22 protein-coding genes are annotated in these 21,309 nt (G+C 32.1%); 14 read left to right on the top strand and 8 right to left on the bottom strand.

What is annotated here, in order from left to right; all coding sequences use genetic code 11:
• The first annotated feature begins 189 nt into the window (after positions 1 to 189).
• The 9 genes from EB819_RS07545 to EB819_RS07505 all read left to right on the top strand — a co-directional run bounded on the left by EB819_RS07545 (position 190) and on the right by EB819_RS07505 (position 7,604).
• Positions 190 to 828: a hypothetical protein gene (locus EB819_RS07545; RefSeq protein WP_124878710.1), complete on the top strand. Its 639-nt coding sequence runs from the start codon at positions 190 to 192 to the stop codon at positions 826 to 828.
• Positions 829 to 1,069: 241 nt separating this feature from the next.
• A complete protein-coding gene (locus tag EB819_RS07540; protein ID WP_069797055.1) occupies positions 1,070 to 2,086 on the top strand; it encodes a hypothetical protein in 1,017 nt (338 codons plus the stop codon).
• 280 nt (positions 2,087 to 2,366) lie between these two features.
• Positions 2,367 to 2,753 carry a hypothetical protein gene (locus EB819_RS07535; RefSeq protein WP_124878708.1) on the top strand — a complete coding sequence of 129 codons (387 nt, stop codon included), beginning with the start codon at positions 2,367 to 2,369 and terminating at the stop codon, positions 2,751 to 2,753.
• A complete protein-coding gene (locus EB819_RS07530) occupies positions 2,750 to 3,634 on the top strand; it encodes a hypothetical protein (RefSeq protein WP_069797053.1) in 885 nt (294 codons plus the stop codon). The genes EB819_RS07535 and EB819_RS07530 overlap by 4 nt, the downstream gene beginning before the upstream one ends.
• Before the next feature lie 311 nt (positions 3,635 to 3,945).
• Positions 3,946 to 4,758 carry a GLPGLI family protein gene (locus EB819_RS07525; protein WP_069797052.1) on the top strand — a complete coding sequence of 271 codons (813 nt, stop codon included), beginning with the start codon at positions 3,946 to 3,948 and terminating at the stop codon, positions 4,756 to 4,758.
• Between the two features lie 229 nt (positions 4,759 to 4,987).
• Positions 4,988 to 5,449 carry a hypothetical protein gene (locus EB819_RS07520; protein ID WP_069797051.1) on the top strand — a complete coding sequence of 154 codons (462 nt, stop codon included), beginning with the start codon at positions 4,988 to 4,990 and terminating at the stop codon, positions 5,447 to 5,449.
• A gap of 4 nt (positions 5,450 to 5,453) precedes the next feature.
• Positions 5,454 to 5,732: a hypothetical protein gene (locus EB819_RS07515; RefSeq protein WP_069797050.1), complete on the top strand. Its 279-nt coding sequence runs from the start codon at positions 5,454 to 5,456 to the stop codon at positions 5,730 to 5,732.
• 194 nt (positions 5,733 to 5,926) lie between these two features.
• A complete protein-coding gene (locus tag EB819_RS07510) occupies positions 5,927 to 6,631 on the top strand; it encodes a hypothetical protein (protein ID WP_069797049.1) in 705 nt (234 codons plus the stop codon).
• An 85-nt stretch (positions 6,632 to 6,716) separates the two neighbouring features.
• The gene (locus tag EB819_RS07505; protein WP_069797048.1) at positions 6,717 to 7,604 is read left to right on the top strand and encodes a hypothetical protein; all 888 of its coding nucleotides are present in this window, start codon (positions 6,717 to 6,719) and stop codon (positions 7,602 to 7,604) included.
• Between the two features lie 330 nt (positions 7,605 to 7,934).
• On the opposite strand, the gene EB819_RS13030 is transcribed toward EB819_RS07505, so the two are convergent.
• The 4 genes from EB819_RS13030 to EB819_RS07480 all read right to left on the bottom strand — a co-directional run bounded on the left by EB819_RS13030 (position 7,935) and on the right by EB819_RS07480 (position 12,722).
• A complete protein-coding gene (locus EB819_RS13030) occupies positions 7,935 to 8,075 on the bottom strand; it encodes a transposase (protein ID WP_083250133.1) in 141 nt (46 codons plus the stop codon).
• A gap of 700 nt (positions 8,076 to 8,775) precedes the next feature.
• Positions 8,776 to 9,243, bottom strand: a complete 468-nt coding sequence (locus EB819_RS07495) for a MarR family winged helix-turn-helix transcriptional regulator (protein ID WP_069797047.1) — start codon at positions 9,241 to 9,243, stop codon at positions 8,776 to 8,778.
• Positions 9,240 to 10,142 (bottom strand): DoxX-related protein, encoded by a 903-nt coding sequence (locus EB819_RS13025; RefSeq protein ID WP_083250129.1) that lies wholly within the window; start codon positions 10,140 to 10,142, stop codon positions 9,240 to 9,242. The genes EB819_RS07495 and EB819_RS13025 overlap by 4 nt, the downstream gene beginning before the upstream one ends.
• A 105-nt stretch (positions 10,143 to 10,247) precedes the next feature.
• Positions 10,248 to 12,722 carry a cation-translocating P-type ATPase gene (locus EB819_RS07480; protein WP_069797046.1) on the bottom strand — a complete coding sequence of 825 codons (2,475 nt, stop codon included), beginning with the start codon at positions 12,720 to 12,722 and terminating at the stop codon, positions 10,248 to 10,250.
• A 276-nt stretch (positions 12,723 to 12,998) separates the two neighbouring features.
• Here EB819_RS07480 and EB819_RS07475 point away from each other — a divergent pair, with 276 nt between their 5' ends.
• Genes EB819_RS07475 through EB819_RS07465 form a run of 3 tightly spaced genes read left to right on the top strand, consistent with a single transcriptional unit; the run spans position 12,999 to position 14,952 of the window.
• Entirely contained in the window at positions 12,999 to 14,171 is a 1,173-nt protein-coding gene (locus EB819_RS07475) for a thioredoxin family protein (protein WP_069797045.1), read from the top strand.
• A 6-nt stretch (positions 14,172 to 14,177) separates the two neighbouring features.
• Positions 14,178 to 14,744 carry a DUF3575 domain-containing protein gene (locus EB819_RS07470; RefSeq protein WP_069797044.1) on the top strand — a complete coding sequence of 189 codons (567 nt, stop codon included), beginning with the start codon at positions 14,178 to 14,180 and terminating at the stop codon, positions 14,742 to 14,744.
• 1 nt (position 14,745) lies between these two features.
• Positions 14,746 to 14,952, top strand: a complete 207-nt coding sequence (locus tag EB819_RS07465; RefSeq protein WP_069797043.1) for a hypothetical protein — start codon at positions 14,746 to 14,748, stop codon at positions 14,950 to 14,952.
• A 1-nt stretch (position 14,953) separates the two neighbouring features.
• Here EB819_RS07465 and EB819_RS07460 read toward each other — a convergent pair whose 3' ends face one another.
• Together EB819_RS07460 and EB819_RS07455 are read right to left on the bottom strand one after the other, a co-directional pair.
• A complete protein-coding gene (locus EB819_RS07460; protein ID WP_069797042.1) occupies positions 14,954 to 15,739 on the bottom strand; it encodes a sulfite exporter TauE/SafE family protein in 786 nt (261 codons plus the stop codon).
• A 10-nt stretch (positions 15,740 to 15,749) separates the two neighbouring features.
• Entirely contained in the window at positions 15,750 to 17,009 is a 1,260-nt protein-coding gene (locus EB819_RS07455) for an exo-beta-N-acetylmuramidase NamZ family protein (RefSeq protein WP_069797041.1), read from the bottom strand.
• Positions 17,010 to 17,015: 6 nt separating this feature from the next.
• Here EB819_RS07455 and EB819_RS07450 point away from each other — a divergent pair, with 6 nt between their 5' ends.
• A complete protein-coding gene (locus EB819_RS07450) occupies positions 17,016 to 18,245 on the top strand; it encodes an ABC transporter permease (protein WP_069797079.1) in 1,230 nt (409 codons plus the stop codon).
• A 98-nt stretch (positions 18,246 to 18,343) separates the two neighbouring features.
• Positions 18,344 to 19,327, top strand: coding sequence for a PLP-dependent cysteine synthase family protein (locus EB819_RS07445; RefSeq protein WP_069797040.1), 984 nt, complete (start codon positions 18,344 to 18,346; stop codon positions 19,325 to 19,327).
• A gap of 57 nt (positions 19,328 to 19,384) precedes the next feature.
• Here EB819_RS07445 and EB819_RS07440 read toward each other — a convergent pair whose 3' ends face one another.
• Together EB819_RS07440 and EB819_RS07435 are read right to left on the bottom strand one after the other, a co-directional pair.
• Positions 19,385 to 19,978 carry a DUF2202 domain-containing protein gene (locus EB819_RS07440; protein WP_083250127.1) on the bottom strand — a complete coding sequence of 198 codons (594 nt, stop codon included), beginning with the start codon at positions 19,976 to 19,978 and terminating at the stop codon, positions 19,385 to 19,387.
• A 1-nt stretch (position 19,979) separates the two neighbouring features.
• Complete coding sequence (locus EB819_RS07435) at positions 19,980 to 21,308, bottom strand: glycosyltransferase family protein (protein WP_069797038.1); 1,329 nt, start codon at positions 21,306 to 21,308, stop codon at positions 19,980 to 19,982.
• Position 21,309 lies beyond the last annotated feature (1 nt).

The raw sequence follows: 21,309 nt of genomic DNA, 5'->3' as shown, positions 1-21,309 counted from the left end.
GATGTGGCAAAATCCGCTCCGCTCCTTTTGCCACATCGGTTCGGCGGATTACATCCGCAGATGTTGCTCGTCGCTACGCGAACTTCGCACATCTGTGAATTTGCTAAATCCCAAGAACGGAAGCAAACTTCCTTCTCGGGACTTCGCAAATCCGCCGAACCGTTATCTGTAATTATTAAAAAAAACAATATGAAATTGAAGTTTTTATTTATCGCCTTATTCCCCTTACTATTTAATAGTCAAAAAATTGGAATTGTTTCAAATATAAATCCAAAAATGGGTTATGTTTTTTTAAAAGGTTCATTTAAAGCAAAAGCAGAAATCGAAAAAGAATTAAATTATAATTATTTAGTTTTCTTAGAAGATTATTTGAATAAAAATAAATATTCGTTTCAAAAATATGAAGATTTTGATTTTTCAAAACTTGAAAATATTGATTTAAAGTATTCAAATGTAAAAGCAATTGAATACATTAACCAGTTTTGTAATGAAAAAGGAATAGATAAAATTCTTATTTTAAGAAAAAATACAGCATATGGAAGAAGTGATATTTTGGGAATTAATGATTTAAATTATAATTTTGGTATTGCAACACTCTCACATACAAAAAAAAGAGCTTTATTTTTTTCTAACTTTTTAGTATTACCGTACAGTAAAAATAATAAGGATTTTACGAATATTTTTATACCTGAAAATATGAATAAAAAATTTGATTTTGAGGTATACGATAGCAATAAAAATTTAAGGGAAGAAAATAAAATAATTGAACATTTTTTACCAATTTTCAAAGAAAAAATGATTGAAGACTTAGAGATTGCATTAAAATAACTACAGACATCCCGCTGCCCCCGATGGCTCAGATTTCTATTCTGTGACCTTCCACAAATCATATCATTTACTTTAATTAGATTTGTTAAGAACGAATAAACAAAAACTCAAATAACGAACAAAATAAATACTTACAATCATTTATAAACGAATATTTCCTTGATTATAAGAATTTTACAATTGTACTTCGTCTATTTGAGTGTTATCGGTAATCTCTAAAAAACTATTAACATAACAGAGAATGAAAATTAAAATTATAATATTTTTTTTACTAATTATTAACCTTTCTTTTAGTCAGCAGAAAAAAATAATTAATAATGAATCTACGACTTTCCAATTAACAAGTAGAGATGAAAATATAGATTTTATAGTTTTTGATACAAAACTTGAAACTAAAAAGCCTATTTTTCTTTGGTGTCAAGGTTCACTTCCTTATCCACTTTATGTAAATTCGAAGGAAGGAATCTGGTTAATTGGCGGTGGAATTACAAATTTTGATATTGAGAAGATTACAAAGAATTATTATCTAGTAATCGTCTCTATGCCTAAAACGCCATTAGTTGCAGAGGAAAGCCAAATAAATGATTCCTATTGGTATTTTGGCCACTCAAAGGACAAAAACATTCCAACAGAAGAATTTCAAAAAGCAGATTTTTTAGAAAACTATACAAACCGAGCAATAAAAGTTTTAAAGTTTTTGCACAAGCAAAAATGGGTTGACAACTCAAAACTAATAATTGCAGGTCATTCACAAGGTTCAAAAGTTGCCACAAAAATTGCGAAAAATTATAAGGCAGTAACAAAACTTGGATTATTTGGAGCAAATCCATTCGGAAGAATTGATCAAAACATAAGAGAATCAAGAAAAGACGCAGAAAATAAAAAAATAACTTGGGAAAAAGCAAATAAAGAAATTGAGGAAGAATATGAAATTTATCGTAATGCGAATAATCCGCAAAAAGTAAAAGCAAATGTCAATTTAATTGCATGGAGATCTTTTTCCGAACCTTTAATAGACGATTGGTTAGAAATTAATAAGCCAATTTATTTAGCGTACGGTACATACGATATCGCAAGTGATTTATGCGATTTGGTTCCTTTATACTTCATAAGAAATCATAAAACTAATCTGACTTATAAAAGATATCTAAACCTTGAACATAATTTTTTTGAAGTCGGTGAAGATGGAAGAGCAAACCACGATAAACCACATTGGAAAGAAGTTATGAATAATTTTGTTGAATGGACTTTGAAATGAAAATAAAGAGACTACCGATAACAGCGGTTTTGCAAGGCGCGGGTTTGAAGATATCCTTTGGGAGATTTGAGACTATACACGCAAAAAAAAATCCATTTTCCCCGATTGCGCAGTTTTCTAATCCGTGACTCATTTATTTTCATTAAATTCGATATAAATTAATAAACAAGAAATCAAATACTGTACTAAACACTTACAATTATTAGATGATAAGAATTTTACAATTATTATTCGTCTATTTGAGTGGTATATGAAATAATGCAAAAAAACCGCATAGAATATGAAAAATTTATTTAAATCAACATTAATTTTACTTATTTCGGTAATTTTAATTTCTTGCTTTCCTATGCAAGGAAGTCCAATGACAGCATTTATTGTAAAAAATACTTCTGAAAAGCCTATAAGTTTTTCTGCAAGCGTAATAAAAATGTCGCAAACATTTGGACCTCAAGAAGTAACAAACTCATTTACGGTTAAAGCAAAAGACAGCATTATTGTAAGACAAACTTATTTCAAAAAAGATGGTGAAAATCCACAAAAATGGTTTTCTAAATTTGATATCTTTCCAGTAGAAGGTATTGAAATGAATAATCCAAACCTTGCTGAAAATTGGAAAAAAAAATCTAATGACAATGTTCCAACCTATACATTTACCATAAACAAATGAAATCTCTAAAAATAATCTTAATTTTTACTTCGGTTTTTGCATTTTCGCAATCCAATATTTTTGATAGACTTTCTGTATTAGACAACAATGGGAAAACTTGGTATAATATTGATGGTTACAGCATAACAAGTGAAGTTTTTAACAATTCTTTTGACGAAAAAGGGTTAAAGAAAATTTTTAAAAAGCATAATATTACTGAAACCGATTTAAAAATTAGAGATGAAAAAATTGATTTCAATAATTATTTCATCACAAAAAAACAAAATATCGCTGGAAACATTTTTCAAACTAACAATTACTATTTTGTAGAGAATCCTAACAATACTACTACTGTTGTTTGGTTTATAAAAAATGGAATCACAGATAGAGAGACCGAGGAAGAATTAGTTAATAAAATAATTAATAACCAAATTCCTAGAGAAAATTTTGTTCAGTTGCAAATCCAGTCAATTGATTTTGTAGGAAGAAAAATAGAACTTGGGAATAGTTGCTATTGGTCATATTTAAATACGGTGCAATGTCCATACTTTGGAGAAATGAATTGGTCTATCCATAAAACTTTGGAAGACGCAAAACAATCTATTGAAAATCAATTTAATGTGACAAAAACAAGAAAAAGCACAAAAATTGCAAGTGAAAATATTGTTGATGTTGAATTTGAAGGCGTTCCAACCAAAGCAAAAAAAGTTATCGTAGAGTTTACAGGAGTTAATTCTGCTCTAGCGGGAATGTCAGGAGGAAAATCATTGACCGTTTATTACATTGCAGAAAATGTGAGAAACAAGAATATAAGTTGTGTGATGAGTTTTTGGAATAATGATCTAATTAATCCTGACACGAAATTACCTCCATTATTAGAAAAAGTAATGAATGTAAAATAACCCGATACCTCAGCTTTCGAACCGTGACTACAAAACAGAACCGTGTCATTCTGAACGAAGCACAGCGTAGTGAAGAATCTCTTCAAAAGGCAAAATATTTCAACTTCACAACTTTACAAATTCACGATGGCGCAGATTTTTAATCCGTGACTTTCCACAAATCATATCATTTACTTTAATTAAATGTGTTATAAACGAATAAATAAGAACTCAAATACTGAACTAATTACAATTATTAGATGATAAGAATTGTGCTATCATTCTTTTTCTATTTTGTGTGTTAACGGTAATCTCTAAAAAAATACTATATAATGAAAATTCAATTTTTACTTTTCCTATTGATCATAAATTACACATATTCTCAAGATAAACTTTTTTTATATGATTATAAATTCATTTCTGATTCTACAAATAAAATGAATGTAAAAAATGAAATAATGATTTTGAATATTCAAAAAGATAGAACAGAATTCTATAGTTACGAAAGATATTCTTCTGATTCTATACAGTTATCCGAAGCCAAAAAAGGGAATATGGCAATGCCAAAAAATAAAGTAATGATTAGTGATAGAATTGTTAAATATCCTAATTCAAATCAAATTGATTATATAACTTTTATATCTTGGGATAAATATATTGTAAAACAAGACATAGATCTAAAATGGAAATTGGAAAATAGATTTTCAAAAATTTTAGGTTATGATGTACAAGAAGCAACAACTGAATTCGGTGGAAGAAAGTGGGTTGCTTGGTTTGCAAAAGAATTACCAATTCCAGACGGACCTTATAAATTCAAAAACCTTCCTGGTTTAATTTTAAAAATTGAAGACACCACTAAAAGTCATATTTTTGAATTAAAGGGAATAAGAAAAAATGATCATATTTTTAATTATCCCAATTTGAACAACTATAAAGAATATAAATTGAACTTTGACCAATACGTGAAAAAATTTAAAGACTATCGTAAAAATCCAACAGCTGATTTAATTGGTCATATTCCTGACCAAAGAGATGCAGAAGGAAACTTCAAAACTTCTGCTCAAGTAATAAAAGAATTAAATGATAAATGGCTGGAAAACTTTAAGAAAGATAATAACATCATCGAAATAAATTTGTTACACTAAGAAAAACGATAGCGCAGATTTCTAATCCGTGACCTTCCACAGCTCATTTCATTTATTTTAATTAAATTTGTTAGAAACTAATTAACATAAACTCAAATACCGAAATCTAACAAATACTTACATTCGCTTACAAACGAATATTTAATTGATTATAAGAGTATTATATTTATACTTCGACTATTTGAATGTTAGCAGTAATTACTACAAACATTGTGGTTAAAATGAACATATGAAAAAAATATTCAAGATTTTCTGCTTGTTTCTATTTATAATTTCTTGTGAAAATAATTCTTATGACCAGAATTATAAAAATTATGAAGATTTTAAGAGCATTCAAAATCCAAGATTATCGGGATGGTTTCCTAGTATCATTAAATCTGATGCATATGAATTAAAAAGCATTTCTTATCTTGATAAATGTGCTTTCGGGAAATTTAATTATTCGAATAATAGCTATTACGATTCAATATTTTTAAATTATCCAAAAGTTGAAACATTTGCTTTTCAGCAAAAGGTAAGACAATTTGAAAATCTAAAACCAAGTTGGTTTTTAGATACAGACAAATTTAATGCGAAAGATTTTGAAATAGTAAAAGATAACCAGTTTAACATTGCTAGGAAAAAATCAACAAAAGAGATTTATTCATTTTGGACACCCGTTAGCGCGGATTCTAATCCAAAATTTAAATGATAAAATGCAACATCAGACAACCTTTATAATAGAAGATGAATTTCACGCTGAACAACAAGGGGAGTTTAAAACATTTAAAGACGCATTCAGTGAACTTCAACAAAGAGCTAATATTCCTTGGAATGAAATCCCCAATCGTTGTCCTTGCACAAATTGGGAGAACTGCGAGAGAAATTATCAAATAATAGAATACGACACTACACAGACACCTTGGAAAGAGTTAAAACGAAAAGACGTATTGACAATATCAGCAAAAGGAACTAAATGGACAACAGATAAATAAAAACTCCATGTGGCGCAGATTTCTAATCCGTAACTTTCCACAGCTCATTTCATTTATTTTAATTAAATTTGATTGAAACTAATAAGCATAAATTCAAATACTGAACTCATTAAATACTGACAATCATTTACAAACGTTAATAAGTGTTTTACAGTCTATTTGTGTGTGAGCTGTTATAATAGAGAGACTGTCACATGAACAAGAACATTTTAATAATTTTTATTTTACTAACCTTGACATTTTCTTACAAATTCAAGGATAATAAAGTTGATGAAACTAAGTCAACAGAGAATGACACTATTTACAAAAATGATAGTTTAACTTATATACTAAATGCCAACAAAAAATTTATCAAGGACAGTTTATTGAAAGAAAAAACCGGAATTATTGACCACTATTTTTCACTATATCAACCAGATAATTGTGGAGTTTTAACACATAGAAATTCAGAACTGAAAGAAGGGTTTGAAGGGATAAGAATTATTAAAGGAATTAGAACAAGCAAAAAAAATGATACTGTCTTTGTAATGCCTAACTTCAATTATTGTGACGATGGAGAATCCTATTGTTTTTATGACAAGACATTACCCAGACTTTATACAGATTCTTATTGTTGCCATCCAGATAATTTTTTTGTTTGTAGTGACATTGATGAAGACGGGATTAACGAAGTTGGAATTTTCTATTCTTCTTGTGTAAGCAGATATAAATCTTTAAGAATTTACAGTTTAAAGAAAAACACTTGGAACGAAATTGCCATTACTACTTTTGACATAATGACGAAAGACCCTACAGAAGTTAAGTTTAGCGACTTGGTAAAGAAAATAAGTAAGTACAAATTTCAAATTTGTAGCTTTGACAAGGGGCAAACAAAATGGAAAACAATAAAAATGAGATAATTCCAACGGCGCGGATTTGTAATCCGTGACTTTTTATATTTTAATTAAATTTGTTAGAAACTAAATAACCCAAGCACTTCTAAATATGAAATCATATTTCAATTATTTTCTAATTCTAATACTTCTTTCTTTAATCATTATTTCTTGTAACACAAGGGAGAAAAATTACATTATTTATTATAATAAAGTAAATGAGATTGATAGCATCTACAGAATTGCTCAAAGACCTAAATTAGCAATAAAAAAATTCAGAAAATTATTTAAGGAGTTTCCACCTAAAAATCAAGAGAGAATAGAAGAATTTGAAAATTATATTTATTTGAGTGATAAGTATCAAGAAAATTTCGGGGGTAAAAAAAATCTGTACAAGTTTATTACTTTAATTGCACCTTATAGAAACGCTTATCAAGAGCATTTACCCTTATTTAAAAAATATGGAATAGACAGTTTAGAAGCAGCTTATAAAACAGATTTATGGGTGAGGTCAAGAGAAAAAGTATTAATGGATTCTATTACAACTCTTTTTATACGTGATCAAGAAGGAAAACGTTTAGATGTAAATATAAGTGCTAGAAATGATTTAAAAAATGCGAAACTTATGAAGTGGATATTTGATAATTATGGATATCCTTCTTTACAAAAAGTGGGTATTTTTGGGAATGATGATGTCTTTTTACCAATGAGTACCTTTTTTAGTCACATGTCGGCTTCGCAAGATTATCCTTATTTTGAAAAAAAATTAAAAAGATATTTAAAAATGGGGGATTGTACACCACGTGAATATTCAACGATGGTAGACCGCTATCATTTACAAGTTTTAAAAGACAAAATGCTCTATGGTTCTTATATTGGAATAGATGGAATTTCTGATACAATTCAAGTGAATAAAAATCGTAAAAGTGTAGGTTTACCTTCATTAAAACACAATAATATAATTACAAAAGACTTTTTAAAAAAAATAAATAAAAATTAAAACCCCGATGTCTCAGATTTCTTATCCTTGAGTACAGAACAGAACTGTGTCATTCTGAACGAAGCGCAACATAGTGAAGAATCTCTTCATAATGGAAAAGATTATTTTCTACATGCGTAAACCGAAAAACCCGTGCGCTTCCCAAAACACCGATGGCGCATTCTATGGCAAAAACCAAATAAAAATATAAAAATTTTAAGAAGCAAATTTGTAAGTATTGACAAAAGGAGATTCTCTGCTAATAACAGCAAAAGCTCTGCTTACAATTTTGCATTTTATATTATTTAATACCAAGAGCGTATGTTTGCCTTCATCTCTTTTTCGTTGGTACTATTCCTTTAGTTCTGCATCGTATTTTATAGCATTTAATGCTACGAGATGTAGAAGAGATTTTATTTTCTTATCAGCAAAATGATTTACTTTAGTTATTGCTCTTACACTTGAGCCAGAACTATATTCAAAAGGAGCAATACCAGAATAACATGCAAACTTTCTCCAATCTTTAAAACACTAAATCCTTTAGTTGCTAATAAAAAAAACAAAGCAGTAACATCACCCGATGGCGCGGTTTTCTAATCCATGACCTTTAAACACACTAAAACGTTCAGTTCTTAATAACCTCGTCAAGGTTCCAAAACCATCGCTGCCCCGATGGCGAGTTTTCTAATACGTGACCTTAAACACACTAAAACGTTCACTTCTTAATAACATCGCAAGGTTCCAAAACCACCGCTGTCCGCAGCAAGTAACATAATGAACATTATACGCACTGCCTAGCTACAGAGAACTGTCCCCGTTACCGCACAAATCCTTTCGTGTGGTTTACTTGATAATAAATTTTTCATAAAGTAACCTGTATAGTTATTTTAGGACGACACAAGGACGATAAATAAATTTAGATATAGCATAGATGGTGCATAGATACTCCATAGATAGTGCATGAGGAGTGCATGAAAAAGATATTTTTTTAATACTATTTAAGTTCTAAGTATTTTCTCTTCGTTCAATTATTTTTAAAATCATTATAACATTTAAATGACTTTTGCAATAGCTTTTGCATAGGGAAATTAGAGCAAGGTATGTCCATGTAGCAATATAAGTTTTCACAGCTTTTTTCCATAAAAAAAGCCTATTAAAAATAGGCTGAAGTATGTAATTATCTGTAAATACGTTATTGTTTTTCAGATTTTTGATGAAGAATTTCTATCAAACTATGCAAGGTTTTTTGGAATTGTATGATTTCTTCCGCAGAAATGCTCTCGTCTGAGAAATGACTAATAATTTTTGTGGGAATTTCTACTGCTTGTTCTCGGAGTGCTTTTCCTGAGGTGGTAAGAGAAATCACTACCTTTCTTTCGTCTTCGGCAGAGCGTTTTCGGGTAAGCAATCCCTTTTGTTCTAATCTTTTGAGCAATGGAGTGAGCGTATTAGATTCTAAAAAAAGTCGGCTCCCTATTTCATTCACCGTGATGGCGTCATTTTGCCAAAGTACCATAAGCACCAAATATTGTGGATAGGTGAGGTCTAGATTTTTGAGAAAAGGCTCATAAATCTTGGTGGTTAATCGAGATGCTGCATATAATGGAAAGCACAATTGTCTTTCTAAATAGAGAGTGCTGAAATCTTTTTCTGTTTTCATAAGATACTTTTAATGTAGTTTTCCATTTTCTCTGGTGGAGTAGTTGGCGAAAATCTACGAACAGGTTTTCCGTTTTTGTCGATGACAAATTTGGTGAAATTCCATTTAACATCATCCACTAGAAATCCTCCTAGTTCAGCTTTTAAATATTTGAAAATTGGGTGAGCGTTTTTGCCATTAACCTCTATTTTGTCAAACATTGGGAAACTTACACCATAGTTTATTTGACAAAATTCTTGAATTTCATTGGCACTTCCAGATTCTTGCTTTGCAAATTGATTGCAAGGAAATCCTAAAATCACCAATCCCTCATTTTTGTATCGTTGATAAAGTTTTTCTAAACCTTCATATTGTGGGGTAAGTCCGCATTTGCTTGCTGTATTGACCACAATGATGGTCATATTTCGGAACTGATTCATAGAAATGGTATCACCATTCAATAATTGTGCTTTTAAATCAAAAAATGAAACAGAAGTCTTAGATTTTTTCTTTTTCAAAAGCAGTTGAAGCGCTCCAGTTGACCATAATGCCCAAAGAATAAGCACAGGTTGGAAGAATAGCCTAATAAATCTTTTTTCGTCCGTATCTAAGCCAAAAGCAGATATTCCATTGGTATATTGTGAAATATTTCCCGGGAAAATAAGCACATAGAAAATAGCCAATGCTATTCCTACTTTAGCCTTTTTGCGAGTCCAAAAAATCATCGCTAAACCTAGTGAAATTTCTGCTACACCAGATAATAAAACAATAAAATCCATAAAGTGAGGATGACTAGGCAACCATCTAGGAACTTGTGCTAGAAATTCTGTACGCTGAAAAGTGAGGTGACCTATTCCTGCTAAGAGCATAAAAGAACCTAGAATTACTCTGAAAATGTTCTGTATAAGGTTAGTCTTCATAAAGTATCGTTTAAAATTAAATCGTTCACGATGCAAATGTACAAAAACTTTGAAACAAATCAATATTTTTTAAAAATTTGATTGTAATAAAGGATGATTTTTAATTTAAGATTTAAGTTTTAATTTCAATAGCTTAATCATTTCTAAGATAAACAAAACACTTACGGCTCCTATAATAGACGTAAGAAAATGTTGATGACCAGGATATTCAAAACTGAAAATCTTTTGCAGCATTGGGTTTCCAATCGTTAAAAAAAGTAAAGTGAAAGCAATGGTAGAAATAATGACCAAAGCTTTATTATTCTCTAAAATTACAGAAACAAAATTTCGGGTGTCAGACAATGAAGTGAGAATAAGAAATACATTTCCTACAATCAATGAAGAAAATGCGATGGCTCTCACTGCGTTATCAGTATGTCCTTCTTTTAGAGAAAGAAAATAAACCACCACTACCATTGTGAGAAGTAAAAATCCTTTCACCAAGCTAAAAGCAATTTTTCGCCAACCGAAAAAGAGTTCGTCAGGATTTCTGGGCGGTCGGTTCATAATGCCTCTTTCTTCTTGTTCAGATTCAAAAGCGATAGAACAAACTGGGTCGATAATCAGTTCCATAAATACAATATGCATCGGCATCAATAAAATAGGCAAAGAAGAATAAAAAGCAGGCAATAAAACCAAACCAATAATCGGAACGTGAATAGCAAGAATGTAAGACATGGCTTTTTGAAGATTGTCAAAAATTCTTCTTCCAGAACGAATGGCGTAAACAATTGAAGCAAAATTATCATCTAATAAAACCAAGGAAGATGCTTCTCTGGCTACATCTGTTCCTTTCATTCCCATGGCAATTCCGATGTCGGAAGCTTTCAGTGCAGGAGCATCATTTACACCGTCTCCTGTCATGGCGACTACTTCTCCATTGGCTTTTAAGGCTTTGATGATTTGGAGTTTTTGTTCGGGAACAATTCTTGCGAAAAGATGGGTGTTTTTTATTTTTTCTTTGAGTTCTGCATCGCTCATATTTTGGAGTTCTGCACCCGTTAAAACTTGGTCGTTGTGCTGTAAACCAATTTGATTGGCGATACTTTTGGCAGTGGCTGGAAAATCACCCGTAATCATAATGACTTTAATTCCTGCTTTGTTGCATTCGCTGATGGCTCCTGGAACTTCTTCACGAATCGGATCTTCAAAAGCGACCAATCCGCAAAAAACAAAAGGAAATTCTTCTTGTTTCTCGGGAAGTTCGGCAGAAGTTATTTCGCAATGAGCAGCTGCGAGAACTCTGTAACCATTTTCTGCCAATTGGTGAACCAATTGAGTATAACGAGCGTTTTCTTCTTCAGAAAAATGGCACAATTGGAAAATCGCTTCAGGAGCACCTTTGCAATACGCATGACTTTGTGGATGGTTTTTAGATTTCATCACGCGAGTCATGGCAAATAATTCTTTGCTCAGTGGATATTCTTTTACCAAATCTAAATCCTCTTTTGCGAGATGTAACCTGCTGATTTCATTGCCAATCGCTTTTTCCATCGGGTCAATCGAATGACGCTGAGAAGCGTGAACCAAAACCGTTAAAACCTCTTGAATATTTTCTAAAGAATGTTTAAAATCTTTCTTGTAATAGAGTTTTTCACCTGAGTAAAGCGCTGCAACTTCCATTTTGTTTTGGGTAATGGTTCCTGTTTTATCACTGCATAATACGGTGGCAGAACCAAGTGTTTCTATGGCAGAAGGTTTGCGTGTTAATACATTGTTTTTGGATAATCTCCAAGCTCCCAATGCTAAGAAAATAGTCAATACTACAGGGAATTCTTCGGGTAGAATAGACATGGCAGAAGCCAATCCGTTCAATAAAGAATTAAGGAAATTTCCTCTGGTCAAATAAAAAGCCAAAATCACGCCAATACTGATGGCGATTCCCATAAGAAACAGACTTCTGATGAGTCTTTTCATCTCTTTTTGCAATCGGGTGCTTTCTTGTTCTATATTTTGTAGCGAAACGCCAATTTTTCCGAATTGTGTTTCGGAACCAGTATGCGTCACTTTTGCTTTGCCTTTTCCTTGTACGATGAGCGTTCCGCTGAAAACATGAGCTTCTTTTTCTTCGGTTTTAATCACGGGAACAGATTCGCCAGTTAGTAAAGATTCGTCTATAGTAAGGTGTTGACTTTCCAATAAAATAGCATCTGCAGGAACTCTATCTCCTTCGTTTAAAATGACTACATCTTCGGGAACGACTTCTCTTCCGGGAATTCTAATTTCTTGCCCATCACGAATCACCAAAGCTCGTGGAGAAGACAATTGTCTCAATGCTTCTAAAGATTTTTCGGTTTTTCTGTGTTGATAAAAGGTGATGAAAATAATGACAAAAACCCAACACAACAGAATCATTCCTTCGGTATAATCTCCCAATAAAACATAGACGAGACCACAAAACATAAGTAAGATAAACATGGGCTCTTGAATCACTTCTAGGGCAATTTGCCAAACGTTTTTCGGTTTTGCAGAAGGGAGTTCATTGAAGCCGTATTGTTTCAAAAGTTCTGCTGCTTTTTTTTGAGAAATTCCTTGTGTCATGGCATTTCTTTTTTAAGATGAGAATAAATCACGGGAAAAAATGGCTGATTTTAATTGGTTTTTAATCAGTCTTTTATTCAGTTAAAGTTAAGAAAATTTTAGGATAAGAAAAAGGTTTTAGAGCTGATATATAAGAGGTGATGCTTTATCTATTCTTTCAGAATTTATATTTCGGAAAAATGCCTTATTATAGAGATTTTAAATTGGTATTATTTTGGTTATTAATTTTTTGTTCCCTCAAAAAATTTTATCTTCGTAGCTCAATTTTAAATGATAATGAAAAAAATTATATTGTTCCTATTCTTGGTGATTTCTACAGCCCTTTTTTCTCAAGATGGAATAAAATTCGGAAAACAGTCTTTTGCTAAAACCTTAGAACAAGCCAAAAAAGAAAATAAACTCATTTTTTTAGATGCTTTTGCTTCATGGTGTGGTCCGTGTAAATTGTTAGACAAAAATGTATTTCCTAAAAAAGAAGTGGGCGATTATTTCAATGCCAATTTCCTGAACCTTCATATTGACATGGAAAAAGGAGAAGGAATAGAAATTGCAAAAAAATACAGCATTTATTCTTATCCTACATTGCTATTCATAAATGGAGATGGAAAAGTAGTTTACAAAGCTGCAGGTTATATGAGTCCGCAAGAACTCATCAGTATTGCCAAAGAAGCCGTGAATCCAGAAAATACTTTAGAAAATAAAATTGCGAAGTTTGAAGCGGGAGAAAAAGACCCAGAATTTTTAATGGGATTGATTAAAAATACGTATGCAACTGATTTTTCATTGGCACAAAAAGTGGCTACCCGTTATTTCCAGACGAGAACAGACGCTACTTATTCTAAAGAAGAAGCAGGAATGTTACTGTTTTTCACCAAAACCATAGATGATGATTTGTATAAAATCTTCACGGCAAAAAAGGCAGAACTTTCTACGCAAATTCCAGAAAGTTATTTGGCGGAATATGATAATCAACTCAAACTGAACACGGTTTTACAAAAATCTTTCGATGCCAATACTCAAAGCATTAACGAACCCATTTTTTTAGCTGAAGGAACAAAAATTTATGGCGAAAAAGAAGCAAAACAACTTTTGAATAAAATCAATATGGATTTATTTTTTACTCAAAAAAAATATGATGATTACGCAAAATCTGCTTTGAATTATTATCAAAATCCAAAAGATTTTGCCACCGATGAACTCAATAATGTCGCTTGGAATTTTTACCTCTACGTTACAGATAAAACTTTGTTGACTCAAGTAACACAATTGTGTTTAGAGGGCTTTAAAAAAGAAGAAAATAGTCAGAATACAGATACTTTAGCCAATATTTATTATAAATTGGGTGATAATAAAAATGCTAAACTTTGGGCGAAAAAATCTATCGAAATTGCTAAAGCGAAAGGAGATGAATACGCATCAACTGAAGAATTATTAAAAAAGATAAATTAAACACAAATGCTTTTAAAAAATTATTATTTTCTCATACTCTTTAGTATTGGAATAAATGTTAGTGCGCAAACGTATGTTAAAGTCAATGGTTTTACCCTTCCCGCACTGATGTTAAACGCAGGAATAGAAACGAAACTTACAGACAAAACGACTTTTCAAGCAGATGTTTTTGTTTCCCCTTGGAAATCACTTTTCGGAAATAGAATGCTTTTTGCTATTGGGAGTTTAGAATATCGTTATTATTTTATCGAAAGTTTTAAAAATTGGTATGTGGCTGCTAATACAGGAGTAGCGATTTATAGAATGCAAAAGTATAACCATCTTAATTTGGGAATTCATCAAGAAGGATATTCTATACTTTTAGGCGGAACTGTAGGTTATGTAGTGAAAGTGAATGATAAAATAAACTTAGATATATTTTTAGGTGGTGGCAATGCACAATCTAAATATAGATCTTATTATAATGCTTTCCCAGACATAAGAGCAGACAAAGAAGAAGGAGCTTCTATTAACGGAAGCGGAGAATGGATTCCTTATAAAGGTGGCGTAATGATTTCTTATCAAATTAAATAATATGGAATTAAAAAGTGTGAAATTTTTAGTGGTTTTGGTGATTACGTTCGTCATCGTGTTTTTGATGAATTACATTGGGAATACACAATCAGACAAATTACAAAGAGCTTTACTAAACGGACTTGGCGGAATGGTAGGACTTACCATCGGGATGATGATTTACAACAGAAGTAAAAATGACCAATCAGGCCCGCAACATTTCGATTAAATTAAGTCCAAAAAACTTCTTTGCTGTATCGTAAAATCATCAGCATTACGATAATTAAAAATACAATTCTGATAAATCCATTGCCTTTTTTAAAGGCAATTTTTGTTCCTAGAAAGTTTCCTAAAACATTGAAAACGGCCATTAAAATTGCCAGTTCTAACAAATAATTTCCGTGGCTGATGAAAACCAAAAGCGCCGAAATATTGGTGATGCAATTCACGACTTTAGCATAAGCAGAGGCCGAAAGAAAATCAAATCCTAAAATCACCACGAAAGCCAAAACAAAGAAACTTCCTGTTCCCGGTCCAAAAAACCCATCGTAGAAACCAATGACTGCTCCAATCACTGCTCCGAAAATCATTTTTTTGGTGGTGCTTAAATCTTTGGTCGCGACATTTCCTAAATCTTTTTTGATGAAAGTATAAATCGCAATCGCAATCAGAATAATTAAAATTAAAGGTTTTAATGCTTCAGAATCCAAGTAACTCATTGTTCTCGCTCCCAAAAACGAAAAAATAAAAGAAAAAAGCGAGATAGAAAGCAAAACTTTCCAGTTGAAGCGAATTCTTTTGGCGTATTGTACCGCTGCAATGCTTGTTCCAGAAAGCGCTGCGATTTTATTGGTTCCAAAAAGTGTTGGCAATGCCAATTGAGGGAACTGAATCAACAAAGCGGGCAATTGTATCAAACCACCACCGCCAACTATTGCATCTAAAAACCCTGCAATAAAGGCAAATGCAGCTAAAAAGAATAGCGTATAAAAACTGTAATCAGAGAAAAAATCCATTTACAATTGATTAGTTTTCGTAGAGAACATATTTGCTACGGATTTTCTCGAAATTTTCTAAATCTTTTTGCCAAGATTTTCTAATTTCTGTTTCTGGAGTTCCCGAAATAATTTGTTTGCGAAATTCATCTGTTCCTGCCAAAGTATCAAACCAAAGGTTTTTTAAGAAGAAGTCTTGAGCTTTTTTGTCAAAATTTTGATATGCATCAATCACAAAACTTAAATCTAATTTTCCTTTAATTTCTGGGAATTGACGTAAATCTTTTCCAAAGCATAATTTACCATTTAAGAATGGATCTTTTGCACCTGAAGTTGGTTTCGGAGTGAATGAAAATTCCTGATTTTTTAACCAAGGACTTCCATATACTTGAAAAGGAAAATCTGTACCTCTTCCTACAGAAACCTGCGTTCCTTCAAAGAAACAAAGGCTAGGATAGAGGTTGATGGATTGATCATTTGGTAAATTAGGCGAAGGTTTTTCAGAAATAGGATATCTTTTATTTTTATGATAATTTAGCATTGGGATGAGTGTATATTTTACCTGCACTGCATTTTTCATCCATTTTTCGCCATTCACCATTTTTCCGTATTCGCCAATGGTTAATCCATAGACTACAGGAACTTTGTGTAATCCTACGAAACTTGTCCATTTTTCTTTTAAAACTGGTCCGTCTGTATAACCATCATGAGGATTCGGACGGTCTAGAACAATGATTTCTTTGCCATTTTCTGCGGCAGCTTCCATCACATAAGTGAGTGTAGAAATGTAGGTGTAAAATCTTACGCCCACATCTTGAATGTCAAAAAGTACAATATCTACGCCTTGTAATTGTTCAGGTTTTGGTTTTTTATTGTCGCCGTAAAGCGAAATAATTGGCAAACCTGTTTTAGTGTCAATTCCGTTTTTTACATGTTCACCAGCATCAGCAGTTCCACGGAAACCGTGTTCTGGAGCAAAAATATGCTTGATTTTGATATTATTTTGAACCAAAAAATCTACCAAATGGGTTTTGTCTGATAATAAACTCGTTTGATTGGCAACTATTGCAACAGTTTTATTTTTCAGAAGAGGCAAATAGAGTTCTGGTCTGTCTGCAGCGTTTTTAAAACAATTTTCTTCTTTATTTTTTGGTTTTTCTAAAGCAATTTCTACCGTTTTTACAGGTTCTGGATTGGGATTTGCATTGTTTTTTTGAGTGCTACAACTTTGTAACCCAAAAATCATTAGCATAATAAGAACTAAATCTTTAATTTTGACACTTAAATTCATTTGATTTTGAAATTTCCAATATATTTTTCTAAAAAAATAGCGTTCTCCAAAGATAACAAAAATAATCTTTCACGCGTGATTGTCTTCATTGGAAGGCTTTCTGTAGCGCTGGGAATTATTGTTTCATTGGTGACAGTTTCTACTGGTTTAGGCTCCAAAAAAGCCATTAAAAATCGTATGGCAGATTTCGTGGGACACATTTCTGTGAAATCTACCAAAAGCAATTCTTCCTATAATTCTTCGGTGCTTCACCAAGAGGGATTAAATGTAAAGGGTATTAAAAATCTATCAGATGTTTCTAACACGCAATCTTACGCTACGGTTTCTGGGATTCTGAGAACCGAAGAAAACTTTGCAGGGGTTATTTTAAAAGGTGTAGCCAAAGATTTTGATGCAGAGCGTTTTCAAAGTTTTATGGTAGCTGGAGAAGTTCCAAAATTTACCGAAGAAGGCTATAACAACCAAGTCATTCTCTCTGATAAAATTGCCAATGATTTGCATCTGAAACCTAAAGACAGCATCGTAGCGATTTTTTCTAAAGAAGACCAACAACCCATTTACAGAAAATTTGAAATTTCTGGAATTTACAAGACAGACATCAAAATGATAGATGATTTGTTTATCATCGGCGATATAAATCACGTGAGAAAAATTCAGGATATGGCAAAAACTGATGTGGGAGGAATAGATATTTTCTTGAAAGACAGTGATGATATGGATGCCATTTATCCAAAAATTGAAAAACTAATAGGTTACAAAAATTACGCAGAAAAAGCGACGGATAAATATCCTCAAATCGTAGATTGGATTAATATTTTTGATACCAACATCGGACTGATTATCACGATTATGCTGATTGTTGTAGTCATTAATATCATAATGGTTTTGCTTATTCTCATTATTGAGCGCACCAATTCTATTGGAATGCTCAAAACATTGGGTGCAACCAACGGACAAATTCGAGCGATTTTCATCAACTATACTTTGTTGATTATGATTCCTGGATTAATTATGGGGAATGTAATCGGTTTAGGATTTTTGGTGCTTCAAAAAATCTTCGGATTTATCAAACTCAATCCAGAGAATTACTACGTAAGCACGGTTCCTGTAGATTTAAACCCTGTTTATATTTTGGGAATTTCTGTTGGGATTTTGGCGATTTCTGCATTCGCTCTTATTTTGCCAAGTTATCTGATTTCTAAAATTTCTCCTGTAAAAGCGATTAAGTATAATTAATTATTTGCTAAAATTTAATCAATAGTTAAAGGTCAGGTTTTAATTTTTGGTCATTTTCTAAAAATAAAAATCGTATTTTTGCGGCTCAAATTTTTACAATGAACTACGCAAAAAATATTTTAGAAACGATAGGAAATACACCGCTGGTAAAGCTAAACAAAGTTTTGGGAGAAGATTTCCCTGCATTGGTTTTAGCAAAAGTAGAAACCTTCAATCCTGGGAATTCTGTAAAAGACAGAATGGCACTGAAAATGATTGAAGATGCTGAAAAAGACGGTCGTCTGAAACCTGGAGGAACCATCATTGAAGGAACTTCTGGAAATACAGGAATGGGATTGGCTTTAGCAGCCATTATCAAAGGTTACAAGTGTATTTTCGTGACTAATTCTAAACAATCAAAAGAAAAAGCAGATATTTTACGTGCTTTAGGTGCAGAAGTGGTGATTTGTCCTACTGATGTAAAACCTACCGATCCACGTTCTTATTACCAAACTGCAAAAAGATTAACGGAAGAAACTGAAAACGCTTGGTATGTAAACCAATATGATAATCTTTCTAATAGAGCAGCGCATTATGAATCTACGGCACCAGAAATTTGGGGACAAACTGAAGGGAAATTGACTCATTTTGTAGTAGGAGCAGGAACAGGAGGCACGATTACAGGTTGCGGAACGTTTTTCAAAGAAAAAAGTAAAGATATCAAAGTTATTGGTGTAGATACTTATGGTTCTATTTTGAAAGAAATTCATGAAACGGGAGAAATTCACTTAGAAAATGCTTACACTTATATTACAGAAGGAATTGGTGAGGATATTTTGCCTGAAAACTATGACATGTCTGTGATAGACCATTTCGAGAAAGTTACAGATAAAGATGGCGCGATCTATGCAAGAAAATTAGCTAAAGAAGAAGGGATTTTCTGTGGTTATTCTGCAGGAAGTGCGATTGCTGCGATTAAGCAAATGCAAGATCAATTTACCAAAGATGATATCATAGTAGTTTTACTTCATGATCACGGTTCTAGATATGTAGGGAAAATCTATAATGATGACTGGATGAAAGAAATGGGTTGGCTAGATTAATACAAAATAATCAATTCAAAATAAATAAAATCGGGAAGAGCAATCTTCCCGATTTTTTTAGTCGTATTTTATGCTGCAAGAATTCACAGAACCATTCACAACATTTTTAAATTCTTTGCCCGAAATGTATTGATGGGTGTATTTTTCGCCTTTTTCTCTCAAAGCTTTGTAATAAACAAAAAGATGATTCTTAGTACCGCATTCTATACCATTTGCTGCTTCTCTAATGCTTGATTTTTGGCTATTTTTTCTTACGATATAGATGTCATTGAGATTCAACTCTTCTATTTTTATAGCAGTTTTCAGCGCCAAAGTTTCATCTATTGCTTCTGAAAGTAGTTGGTTTTTAAGGTTTTCTGTTTCTTCTAAACTTTCATTTTCTAGAACGGTGATATTCTGTTTTGCAAGAATGTTTTTCCAAATTTCAATGTGTTTTTGCTTTCTTTTGGCAATATTTCCGAAAAGATTGTTCTGATATTGTGCATAGAAATTTTCGTAAACTTCTTTTGTAATTTTCTCTTTGCCAATGAGTTGCGTAATTGTAATGATTTCTTTTTCAGAAAGTTGAGATGAAGTTCTAGCTGTTCTCGGTTGCATCAATGAACACGAAACTAAAAATAGCGAAAGTAAAAAAGCGGATACCAATTTCATTTTAAAACCATTTATTCATTAAATCGACTAGTTTCTGAGTCAAATTTTTTCTAGAAAATTGCTCAATGTTTTCAGCGTTTTGGTTCAGCATTCCTGATTTCCAATTTTGGTAAGATTCTAAAATAAAATTCTTTAGATTCTCTTTTTCATCATAGCCAAAATGTTTTCCAGCTTTGGTTTCGTTCAATATTTTTTCTACATCTGCATCTTTTGGACCGAAAGAAAGAATCGTTTTTCCCGTTGCCAAATATTCGAAAATTTTCCCTGGAATAATCCCTTTTGAAGATTCTTGAGGAAAATTGGTCATCAATAAAACTGATGAATCTTGCATGTGTTTTAACGCAACATCATGCGTTTGATAACCCAAATTCGTTAAGTTATTTTTAAGAGCTGAACTTTCTATTTTTTGTAAAATTTTATCGTCTAATCTCCCTACAAATTTCAACTCAAAATCGTTTTTGAAGTCTGCATTTTCTTGAACCAAAACATTTAAAGTTTCCCACAAAATTTCAGGATTTCTAAGCTGTTCTAAAATACCGATGTAACTTAACGTGAATTTAGTGGTAGAATTGGAGAGTAGTAGAGTTTTAGAGTTTTCTTCTGTCATGCTGAGCGTAGTCGAAGCATCTACATCAAATCCATTCGTAATGCAGAAAGCATTTGCGCCTTTTTTTCTGAAATTTTCAGCATCGGTATAACTTGTTGCCAAAGTAATATCTGCATTTTTGAACACTTCAGATTCTAATTTCCTATGCTTTTTATCGGCAATTTTAGTCAGTTTCAAGTGTTTGTAATACGAAATTTCAGTCCATGGATCACGGAAATCTGCAATCCATTTTAAGTCTGGAAATTTTTTCTTTAAGCCTAACCCAATCAAATGCAAAGAATGTGGAGGTCCAGTAGTTACCAAAACATCATAGTGATTGACTTTCAAGTATTTTTCTAAAAATTCTACGGAAGGTTTTACCCAAAAAACTCTTGCATCTGGAATAAAGAAATTGCCACGAACAAAAATCGAAAATTTGGCTTTCCAAGATTGGTTTTCACCTACATCAAACTGTCCCGCTTTGAATTTTTTATTGTCTTTCCCGAATTTTTCTGCCAATTGGTAAGGTTCCCAAATTTTGGTTTTAATCATTTTGAGATTTTTGGGAACGTCTTTTTGCAAGGTTTCATCTACAATTGGATAACTAGGATTTTCTGGAATAAAAACGGTAGGTTCCCAACCGAAATCAGGCAAATATTTTACAAATTTCAACCAACGTTGAACTCCCGGTCCTCCAGCTGGAGGCCAGTAATAAGAGATGATGAGTGTTTTTTTTTGTTTCAAG

This window comes from Cloacibacterium normanense (assembly GCF_003860565.1).
Classification (GTDB): Bacteria; Bacteroidota; Bacteroidia; order Flavobacteriales; family Weeksellaceae; genus Cloacibacterium; species Cloacibacterium normanense.
Note: the sequence above shows the minus strand (reverse complement) of the source record. Positions and strands in the feature narration are given on the sequence as shown.

Excerpts from the sequence above, each read along its gene's own strand:
- EB819_RS07440 (WP_083250127.1), bottom strand. The coding sequence starts at position 19,978 with ATGAAATTGGTATCCGCTTTTTTACTTTCGCTATTTTTAGTTTCGTGT.
- EB819_RS07475 (WP_069797045.1), top strand. The coding sequence starts at position 12,999 with ATGAAAAAAATTATATTGTTCCTATTCTTGGTGATTTCTACAGCCCTT.
- EB819_RS07545 (WP_124878710.1), top strand. The coding sequence starts at position 190 with ATGAAATTGAAGTTTTTATTTATCGCCTTATTCCCCTTACTATTTAAT.
- EB819_RS07510 (WP_069797049.1), top strand. The coding sequence starts at position 5,927 with ATGAACAAGAACATTTTAATAATTTTTATTTTACTAACCTTGACATTT.
- EB819_RS07515 (WP_069797050.1), top strand. The coding sequence starts at position 5,454 with ATGCAACATCAGACAACCTTTATAATAGAAGATGAATTTCACGCTGAA.
- EB819_RS07540 (WP_069797055.1), top strand. The coding sequence starts at position 1,070 with ATGAAAATTAAAATTATAATATTTTTTTTACTAATTATTAACCTTTCT.
- EB819_RS07495 (WP_069797047.1), bottom strand. The coding sequence starts at position 9,243 with ATGAAAACAGAAAAAGATTTCAGCACTCTCTATTTAGAAAGACAATTG.
- EB819_RS07465 (WP_069797043.1), top strand. The coding sequence starts at position 14,746 with ATGGAATTAAAAAGTGTGAAATTTTTAGTGGTTTTGGTGATTACGTTC.
- EB819_RS07460 (WP_069797042.1), bottom strand. The coding sequence starts at position 15,739 with ATGGATTTTTTCTCTGATTACAGTTTTTATACGCTATTCTTTTTAGCT.
- EB819_RS07445 (WP_069797040.1), top strand. The coding sequence starts at position 18,344 with ATGAACTACGCAAAAAATATTTTAGAAACGATAGGAAATACACCGCTG.
- EB819_RS07525 (WP_069797052.1), top strand. The coding sequence starts at position 3,946 with ATGAAAATTCAATTTTTACTTTTCCTATTGATCATAAATTACACATAT.
- EB819_RS07470 (WP_069797044.1), top strand. The coding sequence starts at position 14,178 with ATGCTTTTAAAAAATTATTATTTTCTCATACTCTTTAGTATTGGAATA.
- EB819_RS07455 (WP_069797041.1), bottom strand. The coding sequence starts at position 17,009 with ATGAATTTAAGTGTCAAAATTAAAGATTTAGTTCTTATTATGCTAATG.
- EB819_RS07505 (WP_069797048.1), top strand. The coding sequence starts at position 6,717 with ATGAAATCATATTTCAATTATTTTCTAATTCTAATACTTCTTTCTTTA.
- EB819_RS07530 (WP_069797053.1), top strand. The coding sequence starts at position 2,750 with ATGAAATCTCTAAAAATAATCTTAATTTTTACTTCGGTTTTTGCATTT.
- EB819_RS07520 (WP_069797051.1), top strand. The coding sequence starts at position 4,988 with ATGAAAAAAATATTCAAGATTTTCTGCTTGTTTCTATTTATAATTTCT.
- EB819_RS07535 (WP_124878708.1), top strand. The coding sequence starts at position 2,367 with ATGAAAAATTTATTTAAATCAACATTAATTTTACTTATTTCGGTAATT.
- EB819_RS07480 (WP_069797046.1), bottom strand. The coding sequence starts at position 12,722 with ATGACACAAGGAATTTCTCAAAAAAAAGCAGCAGAACTTTTGAAACAA.
- EB819_RS13025 (WP_083250129.1), bottom strand. The coding sequence starts at position 10,142 with ATGAAGACTAACCTTATACAGAACATTTTCAGAGTAATTCTAGGTTCT.